The following is a 22927-nucleotide window of genomic DNA, read 5'->3' on the forward strand; positions in this document are numbered from 1 at the left end:
CCCCGTCACGGCGCCAAACAACGCGCCACCGATTGCTCTCAGTGCATCACCAGCCATGATTCCTCGCTCGACACGGGCCTGACTGAACCCGCTGCGAGGAGATCATTCACGCCACGACACTGTTAAAACCCAGCGCCGCACGCTACTCCGTTTTGGTGCCGATGAGAGCACGAATTTAATATTTCGTATTAATGTGAGTTGCGTCGATCCTACTGATCTTCATTTGAATTTTTTGCGATATACGGGGCGGTGATGGGCGTGTAGGCATTCGTGCCCCGCCCACCTGACCGCGCCCCTACGTGCGCCCTTACGCCTTACTCAAACGCCTCATCATTCGGATGTGCGTAAGCCTTCTTGATCTGATCGCTCTCCGGCAGGTCGAAGCTGATGTTCTTTGGCGGCACCGGCTTCATGAACCACTTGGCGTAGAGCGTGTTGATCTCGCCGCTGCGCATCAGGCCGGTCATCGCGCCATCCACCACCTGTTTGAAGCCCGGATCGTCCTTGCGCATCATGAAGCCGTACGCTTCGAACGACTGCGGCGTGCCGACCACCACCCAGTCACTGGGGTTGGGCGCCAGCATGCGCGAGCCGGACAGCAGCACGTCGTCCATCATGAACGCGGCCACGCGGCCGGACTGCAGGATCAGGAACGATTCGCCATAATCCTTGGCGCTCTGGATTGTGATGTTGGCGCTCTTCTCGTCGTTGAGCTTGCGCAGGATGCGTTCCGATGTGGTGCCGGCGTTCGTCACCACGGCCTTGCCGGAAAGGTCGCCGAAGTCATGGATCGGGCTGCCCTTCTTGACCAGCAGCCTCGTGCCGGCCACGAAGAACGTCGTCGAGAACGCCACCTGCTGCTGGCGCGATTTCAGGTTGGTGGTCACGCCGCATTCCAGGTCCACCGTGCCGTTCTGCACGAGCGACTGCCGGTTCTGCGATGTCACCGGCACCATGCGCACCTGCAGGTTCGGCGTGCCGGTTTCCTTTTTCACCGCGTCGATCACGCGATCGCAGATGTCCTGCGAGAAGCCGATCACCTTCTGGTTGGCGTCGTAGTAGGAAAACGGGATCGACGACGTGCGGTGGCCGATCGAGATCGTGCCGGTCGACTTGATCTTGCTGAGCGTCGGGCTGGCGGCCACGTCGACTGCCAGCGCCGATCCGGCGCCGAACGACACCGCCATCAGCACGGCGGCACGGATCAGGGAAGACTGGTTCATGGGAACACTCCTGGTGAATGAAAGCGTCAGGTGTTGCAATGCTAGGCATATAGCAACAAGTGTTCCATCATGGATAACCATGAAACAAATGAATTTTCCCCGACTTCGGGCATTGGCTGGCCAATATTGCCCGATGTCGGGGAATGAACGCACCGGCTGATGCCGCTGGTGCGGCTGGAAGGTTAGCGCGCCGGCGGCGTGCGCGGCACCCCCTTCCACATCGCCAGTCCGCTGGCCAGCAGCAGCCCGGCCAGCAGGTACAGCGCGTTGTCCATGCTGCCCGTATGCGCCTTGATCTGGCCGATCACCCAGGGGCTGACGATGCCGCTGGTAATGCCGATGCTGGAAATAAAGGCGATGCCGGTGGCCGCGGTCTGCGCGGGCAGATGGCTTGGCGGCAGCGCCCAGAAGATCGGCAGCGCGGCGAAGATCAGGACGGCAGCCACCGAAAGGATTGCCAGCGACACCCCGAGGCTCGGCACATGCAGCGTCAGTGCCGCCAGCGCCAGCGCACCTCCCGCAGTGCAGCAGAGGAAATGGCCATGGCGTTCGCCAAGCCTGTCCGAGCGCCGCGCGATCAGGATCAGGCCGACCGCACCGATCGCATTCGGGATCACCGAGTAGAGGCTCACGGCCACCACGTCCTGGATACCGAAGTCGCGGATCATCAGTGGCATCCAGAACGACAGCGTCAGCGATCCGCATGTCAGCGCAAAGTAGATGAACGCGAACAGGTACACGCGCGGATTGCACAACGCCTGCCGCAGCGCCTGCATCGAATGCGCGTGGCCACCTGTATTGCGTGACTCCGCCGCATGCTGGGCCACCAGGTAGTCCTGCTCGGCCGGCGTCAGCCAGCGCGCCTGGCGCGGACCGTCAACCAGGCACGTGGCGGCGATCAGCCCGAGCAGCACCGCCGGGGCGCCTTCTATCGCGAACATCCATTGCCAGCCGTGCATGCCAAGCACGCCGGCCATGTCGCGCATGATCCATCCCGACACCAGTCCGCCGAGCACACCCGCCACGGCCACACCGGCAAAGAAGATCGCCATGACAGCCGCACGGCGGCGCGCAGGGAACCAGTAGGTCAGGTACAGCACGATGCCCGGGAAGAAGCCCGCTTCGAACACGCCAAGCAGAAAGCGCAGCACGTAGAAGTGGGATGGCTGCGAGACCAGCATCATGCCGACCGACGCAACGCCCCAAAGCAGCATGATCCGTGTGAACGTGCGGCGCGCGCCGAAGCGCGCCAGCAGCATGTTGCTGGGCACCTCGCACAGCACGTAACCAACGTAGAACACCGCTGCGCCAAGCCCATACATTGCATCGCTGAAGCCGAGGTCCTGCTTCATCTGCAACTGGGCGAAGCCGATGTTGATACGGTCCAGGAACGACACGACGTAGCAGATGAACAGGAACGGGATGATGCGCAGCCAGACCTTGCGATACAGCGCGTCTTCCTGCTGCGTGGGCAGTGCGTGCGGCGCGGTGTGGGGCGAAGCTTCGGGCAAGGCGGGGGCGGCGCCCAGGCTCTGGGTATGCATGGTTGTCTCCGGATAGGGTCGAGTTGGCCCCGGGACGTCTGTCGCGTCCCTGTCGGGTCATCGATGGAAAGGAAGGTCTGGCTAGCTGGCGGCCGGTTCGGCGGCGGCTTCGCGCGCCAGGCGCATTGCCTCGCGCAGTGTGTCGAGATCGCCGATATGGTTGGCCAGCAGCAGGATCAGCCGCGCGTTGACAGCCTGGCTTTCGCCGTCGTCGAGATCGCGGTGCATATCGATCAGCGCCTCGTAGAAGTCGTCGGGGCGCGCAAGATTGGGGGCGGTGTTGAGCGGCATGGGCCTGTCTCCTTGTTGCTGACGATCAGGCCAGTGCCGGCGCGCGTGCCGCGGCTGGCGATTGGGCTGCGGCGGTTGCCGCCGTATTGCATGTGGCGCGTGCGATGGCCTCGGCGATCTGGCTGGCATCAACCGTCCGCCAGCGCGCACAGACATGCTGGTCCGGGCGGATCAGGTAGCAGGTGCCCGCGCGCGCGTCGTAGCGGCTGGCGGCAACACCTTCCGCGTCGCGCAGCACGATCGCGCCGGGCCAGGCTTCGGCCGATGCCGAGATGGCCGCATCGGTCACGAACACCACGCGCAGCGGAATGCCACCCTGCTGCAATTGCATCAGCGCCTGACGGCACGCGACGTCGATACCGGCCGGCGCACCGAAGATCAGCGCGACGAAGTCGTCGCCCAGATGCGGCAGCAGCCACGGCTTGCCTTCCGCGCCCGCCACGGGCGCATCGACGCACGCAGTGCCCGGCACCATCCGGCCGGCGAACGGCTCGGCATCAGCAGTGTTCAGCGGTGAGTCGTGCAGCACCGCAGGCACTGACAGCCGACCGCTGTTGACGAGCTGGCGCGCGAATGCGTGGTCGCGTGCCAACGTCAGCACGGCATCCCGGAAGATACGGCTGACCGCGCTCTTCGGCGTGATGAAGTCAGTCGAACGTGTCGAGTTGAGGATGTTCTCGTCGGCGGCGAACTCGCGCTCGCTGGCGTACGTATCGAGCAGGCTGTCCGGCGCCTTGCCTTGCAGCACGTAGGCGAGCTTCCAGGCGAGGTTCTCGGCATCCTGCACGCCGCTGTTCGCGCCACGTGCGCCGAACGGCGAAACGCAGTGCGCCGCATCGCCCGTGAACAGCACGCGGCCATGGCGGAAGCTGTCCATGCGCACGCACGAGAACGTGTAGACGCTGACCCATTCGAGTTCGAACTTTGCATCGGGCCCCAGCAGCGCCTGCACGCGCGGAATCACGCGCTCGGGCGTCTTCTCGAACGCGGGGTCGGCATCCCAGCCGAGCTGGAAATCGATGCGCCAGACGTTGTCGGGCTGGCGATGCAGCAGTACCGACTGGTTCGGATGGAACGGCGGATCGAACCAGAACCAGCGTTCTGCCGGGAACGGCGCATCCATCTTCACATCGGCGATCAGGAAGCGGTCACGGAACGTGTGGCCGTGGCTTTCCAGACCGAGCATCTTGCGCAGCGGGCTGCGCGAGCCATCGGCGGCCACCACGTAGCGGCCACGCAGCGTGTAGCAGCCGTCTGGCGTCTCCACGGTCAGCGCCACGTGATCCGCCTGCTCCTCGATTGCCACGGCACGGCTCTTCCAGCGGATCTCGATGTTCGGCAGCGCCTGCGCACATTCCAGCAAATAGCCTTCAACGTAGTACTGCTGCAGGTTGATGAAGGCCGGACGCTGATGGCCAGACTCCGGCAGCAGATCGAACGAATACACCTGGCGGTCCTGCAGGAAGACCTTGCCGAGGTGCCAGCGCACACCCTTGTCGACCATGCGGTCGCCGCAGCCAAGCCGATCGAAGATGTCCAGCGTGCGCTTGGCGAAGCAGATTGCGCGCGAGCCGGTAGACAGCGTGCAGTCGTCGTCCACCAACACCACCGGCACGCCGTGGCGGGCCAGGTCAATCGCGGTAGCCAGGCCAATCGGCCCGGCCCCGACCACGATCACAGGATGCGGATTCGCGGCGGCATCCGCCTGTTGCTCGGCGCAGGGGACGTAGTCGTACGTCTGGCGCTGGTAGTCGATCTCGACTTCTGTACTGCTCATGGTGTCTCCGTCCACTTTTAATGTGTGGGTATCTATGCTGTGCGCGCGGGAGACGCCAGCAAAACGAAGCGAAGCGGTTCTGGCTAGGCGCGCGGCCGCAGACAGTACAAGTGGTACGGCAAGGCCGCGCAACGACGCCAGAATCGTTTTGCTGGTGTCTCCTAGTCTTGCAAGGCTGCCCACATCTCCTGGTCACGCTGCGCCGTCCAGATGCGCGGATGCGTGATGCCCGATGCTTCATCGAAAGCGCGCGAGACGTCGAATGGCAGGCAGTGTTCGTAGATGAACACCTCGCCGAACTTCGGGTCCATCGATATGCGCGTATGCGCCATCGCGGCCTTCAGGTCCATCTTGCCGGCCACGGCTTCCTTGCCTGCCTGGAGCAGGGTGGAAACGAAGTCCTTCGTATAGGCCAGGCCTTTGGCCACTTCCTCACGCGTGGTCAGTGCGGGGCCACGGCCCGGTACGAGTTTTTCGGCCTGGAGCGCAGCCAGTGCATCGAGCGTGGCCGGCCATTGTTCTAGCTGGGCGTCGCCGCAGTAGCAGGCTGCGTCGTACTCGACGAGGTCACCCGAGAACAGCACCTTCTGTTGCGGCAGCCACACCACGGTGTCGCCCTTCGTGTGGCCTGCACCCAGATGGGCAATACGTACTTCGAGCTTGCCCATGAACAGCGTCATCTCGCGCTCGAACACGAGCGTCGGCCACGTCAGGCCCGGCACGGTCTCCACGCCGGCGAACAGGCGCGGGAAGCGTTCGATCTCCGACTTCATGTCGGCTTCGCCGCGCTCGACGATCATCTCGTACGTGCCGCGGCTGGCAATGATCTGCTGCGCGCCTTCTGCAAAGTAAGCCGAGGCGCCAAGCACGCGCACCGCGTGGTAGTGCGACAGCACCACGTACTTGATCGGCTTGTCGGTGACCGAGCGGATCTTGGCGATCAGGTCCTGCGCCATGGCCGGGGTGGCCGTGGTGTCGATGATCATCACGCCGTCGTCGCCAATGATCACGCCGGAATTGGGATCGCCCTCTGCCGTATAGGCGTAGGCGTTTTCGGAAAGTTGGGTGAAGGTGATCTGCTTGGCCTCAAGGTCGGCCTGGGATGCAAAAGCTTTTGCCATGTCTGCCTCGTATTGGAATCTTGCGGGGGAATCGTGCGGGGGAAGCGGTAAGGGAATCTTAGGAATACGGCTATTTTTAGTCAATGGCAAATGTAGTTGCTATTTGCTAAATTACCCGCAAAGCCTTGTACGCTCGTGACGTACCTCGGGAAAACCCCCATCCGATGCGACTACCAGGGGCGACTCGCAAGGCGCATCGATTACCATTTGGGCTTTTGAGGCAAGGCACACAGCCATGGCACGCACCCCGGGTGAGGTTTCCGGCAAGACGCAGCGCGGCATCCAGAGCGTGGAGGTCAGCGGCCGCCTGTTGCAGGCGCTGGCCGACGCGCGGCGCCCGTTGCCGCTGGCCGAACTGGCCGCCGCGGCCCAGCTGGCGCCGGCGCAGGCGCATACGTATCTGGTCAGCCTGACCCGGCTCGGCCTGATCAAGCGCGAGCATGTCGATGGCTACTACGAACCGGGCCCGCTGGCGCTGCGGCTCGGCATGCTGCACCTGGACCATGAACCGGCCTACCGTGCCGCCGTGCCGCGCGTGCGCACGCTGGCGGCCGGCATCGGCTTCAATGTGGCGATCAGCCTGCCCACGCCGCAGGGGCCCACCATCGTCCACTACGCAACGGCGGGTACATCGCTGCACGTGAACCTGCACGTCGGCACCGTGATGTCGCTGGCTGCCACCGCCACGGGCCGCACCTATTGCGCGTTCCAGCCCGAAGCGCACTGGCAGCCAATCTGGACCCGCCAGCAGACGCCAGCCACGGCATCCACGCTTCCCGCATTTCTCGACACGCTGGCGGCCATCCGTGCGCGCGGCATGGAACGCAGCATCGATTCCCCGAGCCCGGCCGTCAGCAGCCTGGCAATGCCGCTGATCGACGACGACGGCGCGCTGCGTCTGGTGCTGACCGCGATCGGTCCCACCGGGGCAATCGATGTTGCGTGGGACGGCCCGGTGGCCGGCGCGCTGCGTGCTGCGATTGCCGACATCGCGCACACGATGAAGCAAGGCGACGCATGACTGACGAACCGCAGGCGGACGCCGCCAAACCCCAACGTGGCATCCAGTCGCTCGACAACACGGGGCAACTGCTCGGTGCGCTCGTCGATGCAGGACGGCCGCTTTCGCTCGGAGAACTGGCGCGCGCCGCAGGCATGGTGCCGGCCAAGGCCTTTCCGCATCTGGTCAGCCTGCAGAAGATTGGCCTGCTATCGCGCAACGCCAACGGGGACTTCCAGGCTGGCCCGCTGGGTCTGGAACTTGGATTGATTGCGCTGCAGCGACTCTCGCCAACGCGCGAGGCCGAGCCCGAAGTGATTGCGCTGGCGCACGCCACCGGGCTGTCGGTGGCGATGGCCGTCCAGGGTCCGCTTGGGCCAACCGTGATCCGGCTAGAGGAATCGGCCCGCCCGCAGCACGTGAGCCTGCGCGTGGGCACCGTGCTGTCGATGGTCAATACTGCAATCGGCCGCATGGTCGCCGCGCATCTGCCCGACGATGTCCTGTCCGACGCACTCGCGCAGGACGCAATCCGCATGGCGGGCACGAGGTTCGACGGGACACTACAGACCGAGTACGCGGAGCGGTTGCGCACGATTCGCACCGGCGGCATCGACCACGCCGTGAGCCGGCCCGTGCCCGGCATCGACACACTTGCGGCGCCGGTGTTCGATCACACGGGCGCGCTCGCGCTGGTCATCGCGGTCATGGGCAGCAGCGGCAGCTTTGACAGCAGCCTGGGCAGCGATACGGCTCAGCTGGTCAAACAGGCGGCACAACGGCTGTCCTGGCGATTCGGCGCAAGCGGACCGGCAGGCGCCTGATTCCGCCCACGCAGTTTCCTAGTGCGAATGACGGTGGTGCACGTCCGGATAATGCGGATGCTTGTGCACCATGACCTCATGCTGATGCCAATGCCGGTGCGGCTCCTTGCCATCCCACGGAAAATCGTGCGTGTGCTGGTGATGCGCGTCGTGCCGGTGCGAATGGCTGTGCGCGAGCGGTTCATGCGTGTGCTCGTGCTCGTGCCGCTCGCGCAGATGCAGCCAGACACCCACCCCCATCAGCAGCCCGGCGAGCCAGAACACTAGCCCCGGCATTTCCGGCCACAGGATCAGCGAAATCAGCACGCCAAACAGCGGGGCGATAGAGAAGTACGCGCCTGTGCGCGCGGTGCCAAGCACGCGCAGGCCCACCACGAACAGCACCAGGCTGATGCCGTAGCCCGCGAAGCCAATCAGCATTGCGCTGGCGATGGCCGGCACCGACGGCGCCGCCGCGCCGTACGCCAGCGCCAGGCCGGTGTTGCAAACCCCGGCCACAAGCCCCTTCAGGCAGGCAATCAGCAGCGCGTCGTTGCTGGACACGTTGCGGGTCAGGTTGTTGTCGATGGCCCAGCACAGGCATGCGCCGACGATCAGCAACGCGCCGCCCGACATCCGCATGCTGCCCGGCTGCCACGACAGCAGCAGCCCGCCAACGACGATCACGATCATGCCCAGCACGATCTGACGGTCGGTGTTTTCCTTGAACACCAGCCACGCAATCAGCGCGGTGAACACGCCTTCCACATTGAGCAGCAGCGACGCCGACGCCGCGCTCGTCGAGGCCAGGCCGCTCATCAACAGTGCCGGACCTGCCACGCCGCCAGCGACGATGGCGCCGGCCAGCCACGGCAGTTCGGCGCGCGGAATTCGGGTATCACCGTGCTCCGGTCCCGCACGAAACCACGTGTTGCGGACCAGCAGCACCAGCCCAAGCCCGATGCCACTGCCCAGATAGAGAAGCCCCGCCAGCAGCAGCGGAGACACCGCGCCAATCAGTGCCTTGGCAAGCGGCGTGCTGGCGCCGAACAGCAGCGCCGCCAGCAGTGCGGGGGAAGCCGTACGAATCGACATGACGCGAATCCGGAATGCGTTTCGGAGATCGTTATTGTCGCGCTGCAACGCTCGCGCGTCACGGCATGAATCGGCCATCCACCAGCACTGCAGTCTCGTCGCCAGCACACAACATCAGTAATTCCCCGGGGGATTCGCACCTCGGCAGGAAAGCCGGATGAAGGCTTCGCCCCACTACGATCCAACGGACTGCCCACAGACGGACCTGCCATCGCAAATCCCGCCCGCGGACAGCACGACCGCACCCACAACAAAGCAGAGCCCGAGGAGAAAATCTTGAAGAGCAAGTACACAGCGCTGGCACTGGCCGTCGGCGCCGCCTGCGCCGGCCAGGCGCACGCCCAATCCACCGTCACGCTGTACGGCCTGATCGACTCGACCCTGAGCACGATCAGCAACGCCGATGCCCAGGGCCACCGCCTGACGGGCTATCACCAACCCGCATGGTTCAGCGGCAACCGCTGGGGCCTGACCGGCTCCGAGGATATCGGTGCCCATACGTCAGTCATCTTCAGGCTCGAAAGCGAATTCCAGAGCTATGACGGGGCGATGGACACCCCGGGCGTGCTGTTCAACCGCGACGCCTGGGTCGGCATCGCCAACGACACCGTCGGCAAGATCACGTTTGGCCGCCAGAACGCCATCGCGCGTGACCCCATCGCGTCCGCCATCTATTCCGATCCCTATACCTCGGCCGTGCTGACCACGGAGGAAGGCGGCTATACCAACAACAACAACTTCAAGCAGCTCGTCTTCTACGCGGGCAGCGCCACCGGCACGCGCATGAACAACGGCGTGGTGTGGAAGAAAATCTGGGACAACGGCCTGGTTGCGGGTGCCGGCTACCAGTTCGGCGAAGTGCCGGGCAACCCGTCGACCGGCACCACAGAAAGCGTGACGCTGGGCTACAACGGCAGCAACTTCCACCTGTCCAGCTTTTACACCCAGGCCAAGATCGGCGAACAGTGGCACCGCGCGTATTCGGCTGGCGGCAACTACATCTGGGGCATCGTGCGTGCCAACGCCGGCTACTACCACTACACGGCCGACCAGGGCGCGCTGGGCACGCGCCGGGACGATGCCTACACGGTGTCGTTCAAGATCGCGCCGAAGGGTGCGTTCGACTACGCCATCGGCTACCAGATGATGAAGGCCGGGAATGCCGCGCTCAACGCCGACGGCTTCACGCTGAATGCGTTCACGAACACGTCGGCGTCCACCGCCACGGACAGCGGCCGCAAGAACACGGTCTACGGCTCGATCTTCTATCACTTCTCCAAGCGCACCGAGGTCTACCTGGCGGCCGACTACATGTTCCTGCAGCACGGCTACCACGCTTCGCAGTCCAACGGCTTCGCGCACCAGAGCGAGTTCGCGGTCGGCATGCGCACCCGCTTCTGATCCGACGGCGGCACACGCCGCCTCATGTTTCGGTGCTTCCTTGTCTTTCCTTGTCCCCGGCCCAAAAGGCCGGTTTTTTTATGCGCGGCGCGCCGAAACGCCGCTACAGCCAGCGCCAGATGCCCGCCGCCATCCCACTGAGCGGCATATGCGCCCATGTCGCCACGAGCCAGACCACCAGGCCGCCCAGCAGTGCGTGCAGGCCGAACCCGCCCAGCCGCGCGCGCCCGGCGATGATCGCGGCGAACGGCAGATAGCTCGTCTTCGATTCCCACGCGCGCCAGCGTTCCGGCAGCAGTTGCTCCTTCTTGCGGTCCTGCAATGCGGCGCCGACAAGCGCCAGAACGACAAGCGCCGACGCAAGCACGATGCTCTTGGCTACCGGGTACACCGCGATATGGCACAGACCCCAGAGCGCGAACGCCCACATCATCGGATGCCGCGTCACCGCAAACACGCCCAGTGCCGCTTCTGGCAACGGGCCGGGTCGGCCGGCGGAAACAAGCGCAGGATTGCGAACCAGGGAGCCCATGAAAAGGATCGATGCGATCAACATGACCACGGTCACGATCGCCCAGATACCTTCCCCTACCGGCCATAGCGGCGCCGAAAGCGGTGCGCGGCCGTAGGCTCTGACCATCCAGACGAACGTTACAAGCGCAACTAGCGAATACACACCCTGGAATGGTCTTTCACCAATCGCGCGGACCAGCGGTGCGCGAAGCGGGTGGGACAAGAGAAAGTGGCTGCCCACGAAGGCGGCCGCGGCCACTGCAACTGTGTAGGTGCTTCCCATTGGTACGGCTCCCCAGTCAAGTCGACCCGGCGATCTTATCCCAGTTGCAACGAAAAAAATCCCACGCCTGCAGCCACGGGCGTGGGAAATTGAAACAGAGGTGGAGATGAAAGTGAAAACGAAAGCGGAGACGACCGGAATGCGTTTTAGAGCATGTCTGCGTGGCAGGCGCCTCAGCCTAGCGGGTTCGGCCTCCACTTGAGCAGACGCTTCTCCAGGCTGGTCAGCAGATAGTCCGCGGCAAGCGCCACCACGGCCAGCACGATCATCGCCGCGAACACGCCGCTGGCGTTGAACGCGCCCTGTGCCGTGGCAATCAGCAGCCCGATGCCCTGCTTGGAGCCGAGGAATTCACCGACCACCGCACCCACCAGCGCAAAGCCAAAGCTCACATGCAGGCTGGCCAGGATCCAGCTCAGGGCCGACGGCACCACCACCGAGAACGTAAGCTGCCGCTTCGACGCACCGAGGATCTGCGCATTGGCGATCAGGTAGCGGTCGGCCTCGCGCACGCCCTGGAACGCATTGCCGAACACGACGAAGAACACCATCACCACCGCCAGCGCCACCTTCGACGCCATGCCCAGGCCAAGCGCAATGACGAAGATCGATCCAAGCACCACGCGCGGAATCGAGTTGGCAATCTGGATATAGATGCTGAACACATCGGCCAGCAGCTTGTTGCGCCCCAGCACGATGCCGCACAGCACGCCAGCCACCGAGCCGATCAGGAAGCCCAGCCCGGTTTCTTCCAGCGTGACCCACACCTGGGTCAGCAGCGGCCCTTGCGAGGTGCCGTTCACGAACCAGTCCTGGATCTGGTCAACGATCAGCGATGGCATCGAGAAGAAGAACGGGTCGATCCACTGCAGCCGTCCGGCCAGTTCCCAGCCGCCCAGCACCACCACCAGCAGCATGATGCGCAGCGTGAAGATCACCCAGTAGCGGCGGCGCGCGCGCGCCTTGGCTTCCGCCTCGAAGGCCGCGTCTTGCGCGGCAAATGCGATATTCGCGTCCATGGTCATGTTGTTGGCGTCAGTCAATGTGGACCTCTTCGCGCAGGTCCGCCCAGATTTCCCGTGAAAGCTCCACGAAGCGTTTGTCATAGCGGATCTCGGAGGTCACGCGCGGGCGCGGCAGGTCGATCTCGTAGACCCGCTTGAGCGTGGCCGGGCGCGCTGTCAGCACCAGCACGCGGTCCGCCATCGCAATCGCCTCTTCCAGATCGTGCGTGACGAAGACCACTGAGCCCGCGGTCTGGGACCACAGCTGCAGCAGCTCGTCCTGCATCAGCGTGCGCGTCTGCATGTCGAGCGCGCTGAACGGCTCGTCCATCAGCAGGATCTGCGGGTTGTTGATAAAGGTCTGCGCCAGCGCCACGCGCTTGCGCATGCCACCCGAAAGCTGGTGCGGATAGTGATTGGCGAACTTCGCCAGCCCCACCTTGCGAATCCACTGCTCGGCCAGGTCGTACGCGGCGTCACGCGCGCTGCCACGAAACAGCGGGCCCGCCGCCACGTTGTGCAGCACCGTGCGCCACGGGAACACGGCATCGGCCTGGAACACGAAGCCGATGCGCGGATCGATTCCGCTGACGCGCTTGCCCATCACACGTACTTCGCCGGAACTGGGGCGCAGCAGCCCGGTGATCATGCTCAGCGTGGTGGACTTGCCGCAGCCGGTCGGTCCGACGATCGCCACGAACTCGCCGTTGCCGACGGTCATCGAAAAGTCGCGCAAGGCGACCGTGGCGGAGCCGTCCGGTGCGATAAAGCGACAGGAGACGCGATCGAACTCGATGGCCGGCGTGTCCTGCAATACTGGTTCAGTCATGAAGAAATCCTTGTGGCCGGCCCTCACCGGCTACGCAATCGTGGGTATGGCAATGACAGTGCCGGTGGCGATGGCCTACTTGATCTGGTCGACAAACGCGTTGGTATAGGTGCGGCTCAGCTCGATGTGCTTGCCCTTGACCGTTGGGTCGAACGAGGCCAGCACCTTCAGAACAGTCTCCGGGCCGCCCGCCGGCATCTTTCCGTCGGCTGTGAACATGGGCATCGACGACGCCAGCGCCTTGACGTACAAGTCGCGGTTGTTGCCGTAGTAGTCCTTGGGCATCTTTTGCGCGATCTCATCGGCGGAATGGGTCTTCATGTAGTGCAGCGTTTTGACGAAGGCCCGTGCCAGCTTCTGCACCTGGTCCTTGTGGCTATCGACCCACGCCCGCTGCATGTAGAGGCTAGACGCCGGATAGAGCCCACCCAGTGCCTGTGTGGTGCCCTCCGCGGTGCGCAGATCCACCAGCACCTGCGCCTCGCCGGTCTTCAGCAACTGGGAGACGGTGGGTTCGGTGGTCATGCCCGCATCGATGCGGCCCTGGCGGATCGCGGCGATGAACGTGGTGTCCGCGCCGACCGGCAGCACCGTGAACTGGCTCGATGCCACGCCCGCTCGGAATGCCAGGTACTGCGTCAGGAAGTTGGTGGACGATCCGAGCCCGGTCACGCCAAGCGTCTTGCCCTTGATGTCGGCCATGCTTTTGATCTGGCCTGCAGACCGCGTGGCCACCATCTCCACCTCGCCCGGTACCTGACCGAGCACGACCACGGCTTCGACTTCCTTGCCCTTGCTCTGCAGGTCGATGGTGTGGTCATAGAAACCCACCACGCCCTGCACGGCGCCGGCCAGAAGCTCGTTCTCCGCATCGACGCCGGCCGGCTGCGACTGGATCTCGACGTCCAACCCTTCCTCCTTGAAATAGCCGAGCTGTTCGGTCAGCTTGGCTGGCAGGTAGATGATCTTGGTTGCGCCACCGACCATGATCGTGAGCTTGCCGCTGCCATCCGCTGCAAGTGCAGTACCAGACACCGCCATCAAGGACAGCACGGCGACCAGCGCTTGGGTCCGCAAGAGTTTCATGCCTGTCTCCATCCTTTTCTGTTTTTTGATGTGCGCCGCACAGGAACTGCACGGCGAGGGCCATTCTAGGTAGCCGAAACCTTCACCAAGCTTTCCTCGCGTCCAAGGGAAATCCCCGGTACACCGACCGGCCCTTCCGGGCGTTCACTGTGGGTCCGGAACACGTCCCCCACGTCCCCCCAGAATGCAGAGCGGTTCATGAAGGTATTGCTGATCGAAGACAACGACTCGCTTGTCCACTGGCTTGTCCGGCTGCTGAAGGAAGAGCGTTTCGTGGTCGATACGGCACTTGACGGCGAAGTCGCCGACCAGTTGCTGCTGACCCAGCAGTACGACGTGGTGCTGCTCGACCTGCAGCTTCCCCGGCTGACCGGCAAGAGCGTGCTGCGCCGCCTGCGCGCGCGGCACAACAACGTGCCGGTGCTGATGCTGACCGCCAGCGGCTCCGTCGACGAAAAGGTGGAATGCCTGGGCCTGGGTGCGGACGATTACCTCGTCAAGCCGTTCGAAGTGCGAGAGCTGCTGGCGCGCATCAAGGCCCTTGCACGCCGCCAGCTTGGTGAAAAGCAGGCCGAACTCAGTTGCGGCAACCTCACTTACAACAGCGACACGCGCCAGTTCTTCGTCGAGGGGCAGTTGCTGCCGCTGCGGGTCAAGGAACACGCCACGCTGGAGATCCTGATGCAGCGCCAGGGCAAGACCGTCTCGAAGTCCGCGCTGATGGACGGCATCTACGCCATCGAGGAAGACGCCAGCGAAGATGCCGTGGAGATCTACATCCATCGCATCCGCAAGAAGCTGGAAGGCTGCCAGGCCACCATCATGACGCTGCGCGGGCTTGGCTACCTGCTGCAGCAGAAGCAATGATCCACAGCCTGCGCGCCCGGCTGCTGCTTTGGCTGCTGCTGCCACTGGCGGCGTTCGTCGTCGTTACCGGCTACGCGTCATACCTGCGCGCGGTGGACACCGCCAATCGCGTGCAGGACCGCGCGCTGCAGGCTTCGGCGGAAGTCATCGCCGGTCAGGTCAACTGGTTCGACGGCCGGCTTGTGGTGCATGTGCCCCCGGCAGCCTTGTCGCTGTTCGATTCACCGTTCGGCGACCAGGTGTTCTACAACGTCATCGACGACGCCGGGCGGGTCCTGGCGGGCAACCCGGGGCTGGGGCCGCCGCTTGCGGGTGCCGCCAATCCCGTGTTCTACCCCACCACGTTCCAGGGCCTGCCGGTTCGCGTGGTCCAGCTTTCGCGCCTGATGTTCACCGACGGCCATGCGTACAAGGTCATTGTGACGGTGGGACAGACGCTCAAGGGCAACCGGGACCTGGTTCGCACGTTGAGCACCCCCGCGCTGACGCGCGAGGTCGCCCTGCTGCTGCTGGCGGCGCTGCTGGCGGTGTGCGGCCTCACCGTCGAGCTGCGCCCGCTGCTGCGCGTGCGCGACGAAGTGGCCGGGCGCGATCCGATGGACCTGGAACCGGTCAGGGCCGGCGACCTGCCGCAGGAGCTGCGTCCCATCGTCGAAGCCATCAACCAGTGCATCCAGCGGCTCAACGAACACGTACTGCGGCAGAAGCGCTTTATTGCCGATGCCGCCCACCAGATCCGCACCCCGCTGGCCATCCTCGGTACGCAGCTGCAATACGCCACGCAGATGCAGGACGACAGCCGGCTGCGCGAGATCATCGGCTCGGCCGAGGGCAGCACGCAAACCATGACCGACCTGGTCAACAAGCTGCTGCTGTTGTCGCAGGCAGAGGCACAGAGCGCCAGCGGCCCGGGCATGGGCCAGGCGGTGGCGGACGTGGTGCCGGCCGTAACCGCGGTACTGGAAGACCTGGTGGTGCTGGCCCAGCGCAAGCAGATCGATTTGGGCGCCGACATGCCCGCCGACAGCGTCAAGGTACGCATCAACGAGTGGATGCTCGTTGCGGTGATATCCAACCTGGTCGACAACGCCATTCGCTACACGCCGGACGGCGGCGAGGTCACGGTGGCCGTCTCCGTGGCGCAGGGCTTTGCCATGTTGTCGGTCAGCGACAACGGTCCCGGCATTCCTCCCGAGGCGCGACCCAAGGTGTTCGACCGCTTCTACCGCCACGCCCAGCCGCACCAGCAGGGCAGCGGCCTGGGCCTGGCCATCGTCAAGGAGATCGTGGTGGCGGCGCAGGGCAATATCAGGCTGTTGCCGGGCATCGACGGCAACGGTGTCACGTTTGCGGTAAGCCTGCCGCTGGCGGGCTGAAGCGGCGGCCTACTAGCCGGGCAATGCGAAGCAGGTGATTGCCGGTGCGGTATCCCCGGCCGGATAGGGGCCGCGCGGGCCCGACAGCAGCCGCAGCCGCTGCGTGGCAAGCACCTCAGCTTCCACGCGCTCGTCGGTGGTAAGTGCCGGGGTCGGTACTGGCGGATAGTGCGGTGGCTCGTTCACTGCGCATTGCACCGTGCGGCCATCCCGAATCTGGACGTTGACGGTGTACACGAACTCGCGCGGCACCGCGCTGGCTGGCATCGCGGCAAGCAACGACACGCCCGCCGCGCCCGCAGCACAGAGCGCGTGAACGGTATGCAGTGCAGTGCTGTTCATGACTGACGATCCTTGCGGCCGGCGCCCGGATGGCCTGGCCGCCCTGCAATCAGTCTAGGCAAGAAATCCTGCCCGATACGGCAGCCAGTCGCTGCATTGCGGCACGAAAGCCAGCCTATTCTTAATTCGCGGAAAGCGATCGTTCGCGTGCCGGGGGCCCGCTCCCGGTCACGCGCGCCCCCTGACATCGCAATCCCGTTCGAGGTGATTGCCGTGCGAGGTGCGCAAAATGCCCAACGTTCGATCGATGCTTGTTGCTGCCGGCATTCACGCACTCGCGGGGCTGGCAATGGCGTCTTCAGGACTTTCGCTCGCGGCTGCGCCGCCTGCGCCTGCACCTGCACCCGCTGTGGCCGCGCCCACCGAGAAGCCTCTGGCACCGCCACGTCAGCTTAGCCTGAGCATCAAGCCCTGGACCGGGGATTTCGACGGCATGGTGGAGCGCCGCATGATCCGCGTTCTGGTGCCATACAGCCGCACGTTGTACTTCAACGACCGCGGACGCGAGCGCGGGGTGACGGCTGACACCGTGCGGGACTTCGAACGCTACATCAACAAGACGATGGCCGCCCGTCTCGGCAATCGGCCGATTACGGTCGTCATGATTCCGGTCACACGCGACCGCCTGCTGCCCGACCTGAACGCAGGCCTTGGCGATATTGCCGCCGGCAACCTGACGGTCACCGACGCGCGGCTGAAGCTGGTCGACTTCGTTGCCGGGCAGACCAGCAAGCCAATCCGTGAGCTTGTTATCACGGGCCCAAGATCGCCCACGCTTGCCACGCTCGACGACCTCGCCGGCAAGACCGTGCACGTGCGCCCCAGCAGCAGCTATCACGAAAGCCTGGTGGCGCTGAACAACCGTTTCAAACAGGCCGGCAAGCCGCAAATGCATCTGGTGCTGCTGCCCGATGCGCTGGAAGACGAGGACGCGATGGAAATGCTGAACGCGGGCACGCTGCAGATTCTGGTGGTCGATGACTGGAAAGCGCGCACCTGGGCGCAGATCCTCCCCAAGATCAAGGTCCACGAGGATCTCGCGGTACGGGAAGGCAGCAAGATCGGCTGGGCATTCCGCAAGGGCAGTCCGCAGTTGAACGCCGTCATCACGGACTACTACGTGAACTTCATCAAGAAGCAGGGCCTGGCCGAATATCGGCTGAAGCAGTACATGAAGGTCGTCAAGCAGATCTCGGATAACACCAATGGTGCCGAGATCAAGCGGTTCCAGGACACCATCGCGTTCTTCGAGAAGTATGGCAAGGCCTACCATTTCGACCCGCTGATGCTTGCCGCACAGGGGTACCAGGAATCGCAACTCAACCAGGACGCACGCAGCCACGTGGGAGCGATCGGGATCATGCAGGTGATGCCGGCCACCGGGAAGGAGCTTAACGTGGGCAGCATCAAGGTCACCGAGTCCAACATTCACGCCGGCGCAAAGTACCTGGACCAGTTGATGTCGAAGTACTTCCCCGATGCGAAGTTCTCGGACACCGACCGGCCGCTGTTCGCGTTTGCAAGCTATAACGCCGGCCCGGGAAATATCGCCAAGATGCGCAAGGAAGCGAAGGCACGCGGCCTGGATCCGGACAAGTGGTTCAACAACGTCGAAATCGTGACGTCAGAGCGGATCGGCATAGAGACCACCACGTACGTGCGCAACATCTACAAGTACTACGCGGCCTATCGCCTGATCGAAGACGCGCAGGCCGAGAGAAGCCGGGCCATGCAGAAGGTTGCCAAGTGAGGCCCTGGCGGGTTGCGGTCAGCCATCTGGGCGCCTGTCCCGGCTGGCCTGACGGGCTCCGAGTCATGCCGCCGGGGCCCATAGAGCACGCGACCACGCCGCGACCTTTCCAGGAAAATCCCGAACCAGCGATTGTAGATATCTCTACAACATTGAAGCAGTGACTACGTCCAGCTAAGCTGGGCGCATGAACCCGCTTCCATCCATTTCCGAAACCGCCTGGCTACTGCTCGTCGTCAGCCTGCCGACATCAGCCGCGACGCCACGCATGCGACTCTGGCGCGGCATCAAGTCGTTGGGCGGCGCGGCGTTGCGCGATGGCGCCTACCTGCTGCCCAATCTGGCGGGCTTGCGCGCCCAGCTCCAGGCACTGGCACAGGACGCCGCTAGCGAGGACGGCAAAGTCTGGATTCTTTCAGTTCAGGCTGCCGATGCACAGGAAGATGCCGAGTATCGCGCACTGTTCGACCGCCGCCCCGAATACGCGGCATGGATGGCGGAGCTTTCGGGCGCCCGTGCAACGCTGGGTAGCGCGGACGAAGCGGAGCTGCTGCGCATTGCTCGCCGCCATGGCCGCGGATTCGACGCGATTCGCAAGATCGATTTTTTCCCCAACGACGCATCGGCCCGCGCAGAAGCGCAATGGCGTGATTTCAATGCAGCCATCGACATCATGCTGTCGCCGGGTGAGCCGCACGGCGTGGCGGGCAGCATCCCGCGACGCGACCCCGCCCAATATCAGGGCCGACGCTGGGCGACACGGCGGCACCTCTGGGTCGACCGCGTCGCCTGCGCCTGGCTGATCCGGCGCTTCGTCGATCCCCATGCCACCTTCCTCTGGCTCGATGACGTCCGCGAATGCCCGGACGACGTGCTCGGTTTCGACTTCGATGGCGCGACGTTCACGCATATCGGCGATCGCGTTTCCTTTGAAGTGCTGCTTGCCAGCTTCGGGCTCGATGAGGACAAGGGACTGGCGCGCCTTGGCCAGATGATCCATGTGCTGGACATCGGCGGCACGCCCGTTGCGGAAGCGAGCGGCTTCGAAGCGGTGCTGGCTGGCGCGCGTGAGCGCCTGCCCGATGACGATGCACTGCTGGAAGAAGTCGGCCAAGTCCTCGATTCCCTCCACACGCATTTCTCCAGCCCGCGTAAGCGCTAGGCCGTTGCCAATCCCGGCAGAGTCAGACTTCCCATTCCAAGAGACAAGATGAACTCGCCCCAACCAACTGATACCTCGCCAGTTCCATCACCACACGAACACCCCAGCTACACGTTGCGGCAACTGGTGATGTACTTCCTGCGGCTTGGCGCCATCGGCTTTGGCGGCCCGGTGGCGCTTGCCGGCTATATGCACCGCGATCTGGTGGATGCGCGGCAATGGATCACCGATGGTGACTACAAGGAAGGCCTCGCGCTGGCGCAACTGGCACCCGGACCGCTAGCGGCCCAACTGGCGATCTACCTCGGCTATGTGCACTACCGCATCCTGGGCGCAACGCTGGTCGGCATCGCCTTCGTGCTGCCATCGTTCCTGATGGTGGTGGCGCTCGGTTGGGCCTACGTGCGCTTCGGCGGCCTGACCTGGATGCAGTCGGTGTTCTACGGCGTGGGGGCCGCGGTGATTGGCATCATCGCAATCAGCGCCTACAAGCTGACCAACAAGAGCGTGGGCAAGGACAAGCTCCTGTGGTTTGTCTACCTGGTTCTCGCCGCAGTGACGGTGGTCACCGAATCGGAGGTGGCCTGGCTGTTCCTCGCGGGCGGCATTCTGGTCTGGTTCTGGCGCGCTCCGCCCAAGTGGATTCGGCAAGGCAGGATGAACGCCATTGCGGCGACGCCACTGCCGGCGGCAAGCGGCATGCTGAGTACGGTGGACTGGCCATTGCTTTCGCAGATCGGTGTGTTCTTTACCAAAGCCGGGGCCTTCGTCTTCGGATCCGGGCTTGCCATCGTGCCGTTTCTGTATGGCGGCGTGGTCACCGAACACCATTGGCTGAATGACAAACAGTTCGTCGATGCCGTGGCAGTGGCGATGATCACGCCGGGTCCGGTCGTCATCACGGTTGGCTTCATCGGCTACCTGGTTGCAGGCCTGCCCGGTGCGTGCGTCGCGGCGGCAGGCACGTTCCTGCCGTGCTACCTGTTCACGATCCTGCCGGCACCCTACTTCAAGAAGTACGGCAAGTTGCCTGCGATCCTGGCGTTTGTGGATGGCGTGACGGCTGCGGCAATTGGCGCCATCACCGGTGCGGTCATCGTGCTGGCAAAACGTTCGATCGTCGATATCCCGACCGCGCTGCTGGCGCTTGTCACCGTCGCGCTGCTGCTGAAGTTCAAGAAGCTGACCGAGCCCATGATTGTGGTGGGCGCGGCGTTGATTGGACTGGTGGCCTATCCGATGCTGCACCACTGAGATCCCACAGGAGATTCCTCCCATGACCTATCAGATGAAGCCGCTTGGCATCGCCCGCAAGACCGGTGCGATTCTGTAATCGCGGCCATCCGCATGAAGCTCGCGGGCCTTGTGCTTCCGCCAGGTATCGACGCAAGCGTGATGCCGCTTCTTGTTGGGCGAGCGCTACGCGGATTGTGCGACGGCTATGTTGCGGTACTTTTGCCGGCGTACCTGCTGGGTCTTGGCTTTGGCCAGTTTTCCGTCGGGCTGATCAGTAGTGCCACGCTAATCGGCTCCGCACTCGCCACGATCCTGGTCGGCCTCATTGGTAGTCGCTTTCCACAACGCCGTCTGCTGATCCTGGCAGCAGTGCTGATGGCGGCGACCGGGGCGGGCTTTGCTGGGCTGACGTCGCTCTGGCCACTGTTGATCGTAGCCTTTGTCGGTACGCTGAACCCAAGCTCGGGCGATGTCAGCGTGTTCCTCCCGCTGGAGCAAGCTCGGCTTGCCGACGCAGCGATACCCACCGCGCGTACGGCGCTGTTCGCCCGCTATAGCCTCGTTGGCGCCTTCTCCGCAGCCATCGGCGCCCTGGCCGCCGCCCTGCCGGCCTGGCTCTCCGTGAACGCTGGCGTGTCGTACCTGGCCGCGATACGCCTGATGTTTGTCATCTATGCCTTGACCGGCGTTGTCCTCTGGGCCCTATATGCCAGACTCCCCGCGCACCATCCCCAATCGATTGCAGCAACCACTCCCCTGGGTCCGTCAAGGCGCATCGTCATGCGTCTGGCAATGCTGTTCAGCGTCGACGCATTTGCGGGCGGCCTGGTCGTCAATGCCTTGCTGTCACTCTGGCTGATACAGCGCTTCGGGATGACGCCGGGCGCGGCGGGCCTGTTTTTCTTCTGGGCCGGATTGCTGACAACGGCCTCCCAGCTCGTGGCGGTGCCGCTGGCTCGGAAGATCGGTCTGCTGAACACAATGGTGTTTACGCACATCCCCTCCAGCGCTTTCCTGATCGCCGCTGCCTTCGCACCGTCGTTGACACTGACCCTCCTGCTGTTGCTTGCGCGCAGCGCACTGTCACAAATGGATGTGCCGACCCGGACGGCGTATGTGATGGCGGTGGTGACGCCCGCCGAGCGCACTGCGGCCGCAGGCCTGACAGCAGTTCCCAGGAGCCTGGCCGCTGCCATCAGCCCGGTGCTTGCAGGCGGCCTGATGGCCATGGGCTGGATCGGGGCACCGTTGCTGGCCTGCGGATTGCTGAAGATCGGCTATGACATCGCCATTCTGACTGCCTTCAGGCGTGTCAGGCCACTTAACTGAACAGACATTGGCGTCGAGCCAGGCTCGCTCTATCGACCTGAGGTGTGGGTAATGAAAAAGGCCCGTGTCCTTTCAGAGCACGAGCCTTAATCAACAAGAAAACAATGAAGCAGGTTTTAGAACGGGATGTCGTCGTCCATGTCCTCGAACCCGTTCGACGGGGCTTGCTGCTGGCGGCGCTGGCCGCCTTGCTGGCCACCCTGGCCGCCCTGGCCACCACCCTGACCACGGCCACCGGCATAGCCACCGCCACCACCGCCTTGCGATTCGCGGCTGTAGCCGCCGCCAGCACCACCACCGGCGCCGCCGCCGTAGCCGCCTTCATCGCCACCGCCACCCTGACCGCGGCCGCCCAGCATCTGCATCTGGTCCGCCACGATTTCGGTGCTGTACTTGTCCTGGCCCGCCTGGTCCTGCCACTTGCGCGTGCGGATGCGGCCTTCGATATAGACCGACGATCCCTTCTTCAGGTACTGGCCGGCGATCTCGGCCAGCTTGCCGAAGAACGCGATGCGGTGCCACTCGGTGGCTTCCTTGAATTCGCCGGACTGCTTGTCCTTGTAACGGTCGGTCGTCGCCAGCCGGATGTTGGTCACGGCATCGCCGCTGGGCATGTAGCGTGTTTCCGGGTCGGCGCCCAGATTGCCGACGAGAATGACTTTGTTGACCGATGCCATGTAGATCTCTCCAGAGGACCGCGCCCTTTCAGCGCGGCAATAAACGTAAGGAACGTGTAAATAAAAGACGCTATCAAAATGATTCTGGCGTCGTTGCGCGGCCTTGGCCGTACCACTTGTACTGTCTGCGGCCCCGCGCCTAGCCAGAACCGCTTCGCTTCATTTTGATAGCGCCTCTAAAAGCCGGGACGTAAACGACATCACGCGCCCTTCGGAAA

General features: G+C 64.0%; 21 protein-coding genes. 9 read left to right on the forward strand and 12 right to left on the reverse strand.

Annotated features, from left to right (window positions below):
• Positions 1–314: 314 nt before the first annotated feature.
• The 5 genes from B552_RS0113825 to B552_RS0113845 all read right to left on the reverse strand — a co-directional run bounded on the left by B552_RS0113825 (position 315) and on the right by B552_RS0113845 (position 5956).
• Positions 315–1223: a glutamate/aspartate ABC transporter substrate-binding protein gene (locus B552_RS0113825; protein WP_019449621.1), complete on the reverse strand. Its 909-nt coding sequence runs from the start codon at positions 1221–1223 to the stop codon at positions 315–317.
• Positions 1224–1405: 182 nt separating this feature from the next.
• Positions 1406–2767: an MFS transporter gene (locus tag B552_RS0113830; RefSeq protein WP_019449622.1), complete on the reverse strand. Its 1362-nt coding sequence runs from the start codon at positions 2765–2767 to the stop codon at positions 1406–1408.
• A gap of 81 nt (positions 2768–2848) precedes the next feature.
• On the reverse strand, positions 2849–3058 hold the full coding sequence (locus tag B552_RS0113835) for a DUF2783 domain-containing protein (protein WP_019449623.1): 210 nt from the start codon (positions 3056–3058) through the stop codon (positions 2849–2851).
• Positions 3059–3083: 25 nt separating this feature from the next.
• Complete coding sequence (locus B552_RS0113840) at positions 3084–4835, reverse strand: FAD-dependent oxidoreductase (protein WP_019449624.1); 1752 nt, start codon at positions 4833–4835, stop codon at positions 3084–3086.
• 161 nt (positions 4836–4996) lie between these two features.
• The gene (locus B552_RS0113845; RefSeq protein WP_019449625.1) at positions 4997–5956 is read right to left on the reverse strand and encodes an MBL fold metallo-hydrolase; all 960 of its coding nucleotides are present in this window, start codon (positions 5954–5956) and stop codon (positions 4997–4999) included.
• Positions 5957–6191: 235 nt separating this feature from the next.
• On the opposite strand from B552_RS0113845, the gene B552_RS0113850 reads away from it, so the two are divergent.
• On the forward strand, positions 6192–6977 hold the full coding sequence (locus B552_RS0113850) for a helix-turn-helix domain-containing protein (RefSeq protein ID WP_019449626.1): 786 nt from the start codon (positions 6192–6194) through the stop codon (positions 6975–6977).
• Entirely contained in the window at positions 6974–7780 is an 807-nt protein-coding gene (locus B552_RS0113855; RefSeq protein WP_019449627.1) for an IclR family transcriptional regulator, read from the forward strand. Before B552_RS0113850 ends, B552_RS0113855 begins: the two co-directional genes overlap by 4 nt.
• Positions 7781–7798: 18 nt before the next feature.
• Here the strand turns inward: B552_RS0113855 and B552_RS0113860 are convergent, their stop codons facing one another.
• Positions 7799–8854, reverse strand: coding sequence for a DMT family transporter (locus tag B552_RS0113860; protein ID WP_019449628.1), 1056 nt, complete (start codon positions 8852–8854; stop codon positions 7799–7801).
• A gap of 276 nt (positions 8855–9130) precedes the next feature.
• On the opposite strand from B552_RS0113860, the gene B552_RS0113865 reads away from it, so the two are divergent.
• Positions 9131–10255 (forward strand): porin, encoded by a 1125-nt coding sequence (locus tag B552_RS0113865; RefSeq protein WP_019449629.1) that lies wholly within the window; start codon positions 9131–9133, stop codon positions 10253–10255.
• A gap of 103 nt (positions 10256–10358) precedes the next feature.
• Here the strand turns inward: B552_RS0113865 and B552_RS0113870 are convergent, their stop codons facing one another.
• The 4 genes from B552_RS0113870 to B552_RS0113885 form a co-directional block, all read right to left on the reverse strand.
• Positions 10359–11051, reverse strand: coding sequence for an NnrU family protein (locus B552_RS0113870; protein WP_019449630.1), 693 nt, complete (start codon positions 11049–11051; stop codon positions 10359–10361).
• A gap of 173 nt (positions 11052–11224) precedes the next feature.
• Positions 11225–12070, reverse strand: a complete 846-nt coding sequence (locus tag B552_RS0113875; RefSeq protein ID WP_085958779.1) for an ABC transporter permease — start codon at positions 12068–12070, stop codon at positions 11225–11227.
• Positions 12071–12086: 16 nt separating this feature from the next.
• Positions 12087–12884, reverse strand: a complete 798-nt coding sequence (locus B552_RS0113880) for an ABC transporter ATP-binding protein (protein WP_026035642.1) — start codon at positions 12882–12884, stop codon at positions 12087–12089.
• A gap of 75 nt (positions 12885–12959) precedes the next feature.
• The gene (locus B552_RS0113885; protein ID WP_026035643.1) at positions 12960–13961 is read right to left on the reverse strand and encodes an ABC transporter substrate-binding protein; all 1002 of its coding nucleotides are present in this window, start codon (positions 13959–13961) and stop codon (positions 12960–12962) included.
• A 207-nt stretch (positions 13962–14168) separates the two neighbouring features.
• Here B552_RS0113885 and B552_RS0113890 point away from each other — a divergent pair, with 207 nt between their 5' ends.
• Both B552_RS0113890 and B552_RS0113895 read left to right on the forward strand, forming a co-directional pair.
• Positions 14169–14837, forward strand: a complete 669-nt coding sequence (locus tag B552_RS0113890) for a response regulator (protein ID WP_019449634.1) — start codon at positions 14169–14171, stop codon at positions 14835–14837.
• On the forward strand, positions 14834–16213 hold the full coding sequence (locus B552_RS0113895) for a sensor histidine kinase (protein WP_019449635.1): 1380 nt from the start codon (positions 14834–14836) through the stop codon (positions 16211–16213). Before B552_RS0113890 ends, B552_RS0113895 begins: the two co-directional genes overlap by 4 nt.
• 12 nt (positions 16214–16225) lie before the next feature.
• Here B552_RS0113895 and B552_RS27495 read toward each other — a convergent pair whose 3' ends face one another.
• On the reverse strand, positions 16226–16555 hold the full coding sequence (locus B552_RS27495) for a hypothetical protein (RefSeq protein WP_019449636.1): 330 nt from the start codon (positions 16553–16555) through the stop codon (positions 16226–16228).
• A gap of 289 nt (positions 16556–16844) precedes the next feature.
• Here B552_RS27495 and B552_RS0113905 point away from each other — a divergent pair, with 289 nt between their 5' ends.
• From B552_RS0113905 to B552_RS0113920, 4 genes are all read left to right on the forward strand, one after another.
• On the forward strand, positions 16845–18305 hold the full coding sequence (locus B552_RS0113905; protein WP_237718217.1) for a lytic transglycosylase F: 1461 nt from the start codon (positions 16845–16847) through the stop codon (positions 18303–18305).
• A gap of 187 nt (positions 18306–18492) precedes the next feature.
• A complete protein-coding gene (locus tag B552_RS0113910) occupies positions 18493–19467 on the forward strand; it encodes a chromate resistance protein ChrB domain-containing protein (protein WP_019449638.1) in 975 nt (324 codons plus the stop codon).
• 48 nt (positions 19468–19515) lie between these two features.
• Entirely contained in the window at positions 19516–20721 is a 1206-nt protein-coding gene (locus B552_RS0113915; protein ID WP_026035645.1) for a chromate transporter, read from the forward strand.
• Positions 20722–20814: 93 nt separating this feature from the next.
• Entirely contained in the window at positions 20815–22032 is a 1218-nt protein-coding gene (locus tag B552_RS0113920) for an MFS transporter (RefSeq protein WP_019449640.1), read from the forward strand.
• Positions 22033–22148: 116 nt separating this feature from the next.
• Here B552_RS0113920 and B552_RS0113925 read toward each other — a convergent pair whose 3' ends face one another.
• Complete coding sequence (locus tag B552_RS0113925) at positions 22149–22709, reverse strand: single-stranded DNA-binding protein (RefSeq protein WP_019449641.1); 561 nt, start codon at positions 22707–22709, stop codon at positions 22149–22151.
• Between the last annotated feature and the right edge of the window lie 218 nt (positions 22710–22927).

The organism is Cupriavidus sp. BIS7, assembly GCF_000292345.1.
Taxonomy (GTDB): Bacteria; Pseudomonadota; Gammaproteobacteria; order Burkholderiales; family Burkholderiaceae; genus Cupriavidus.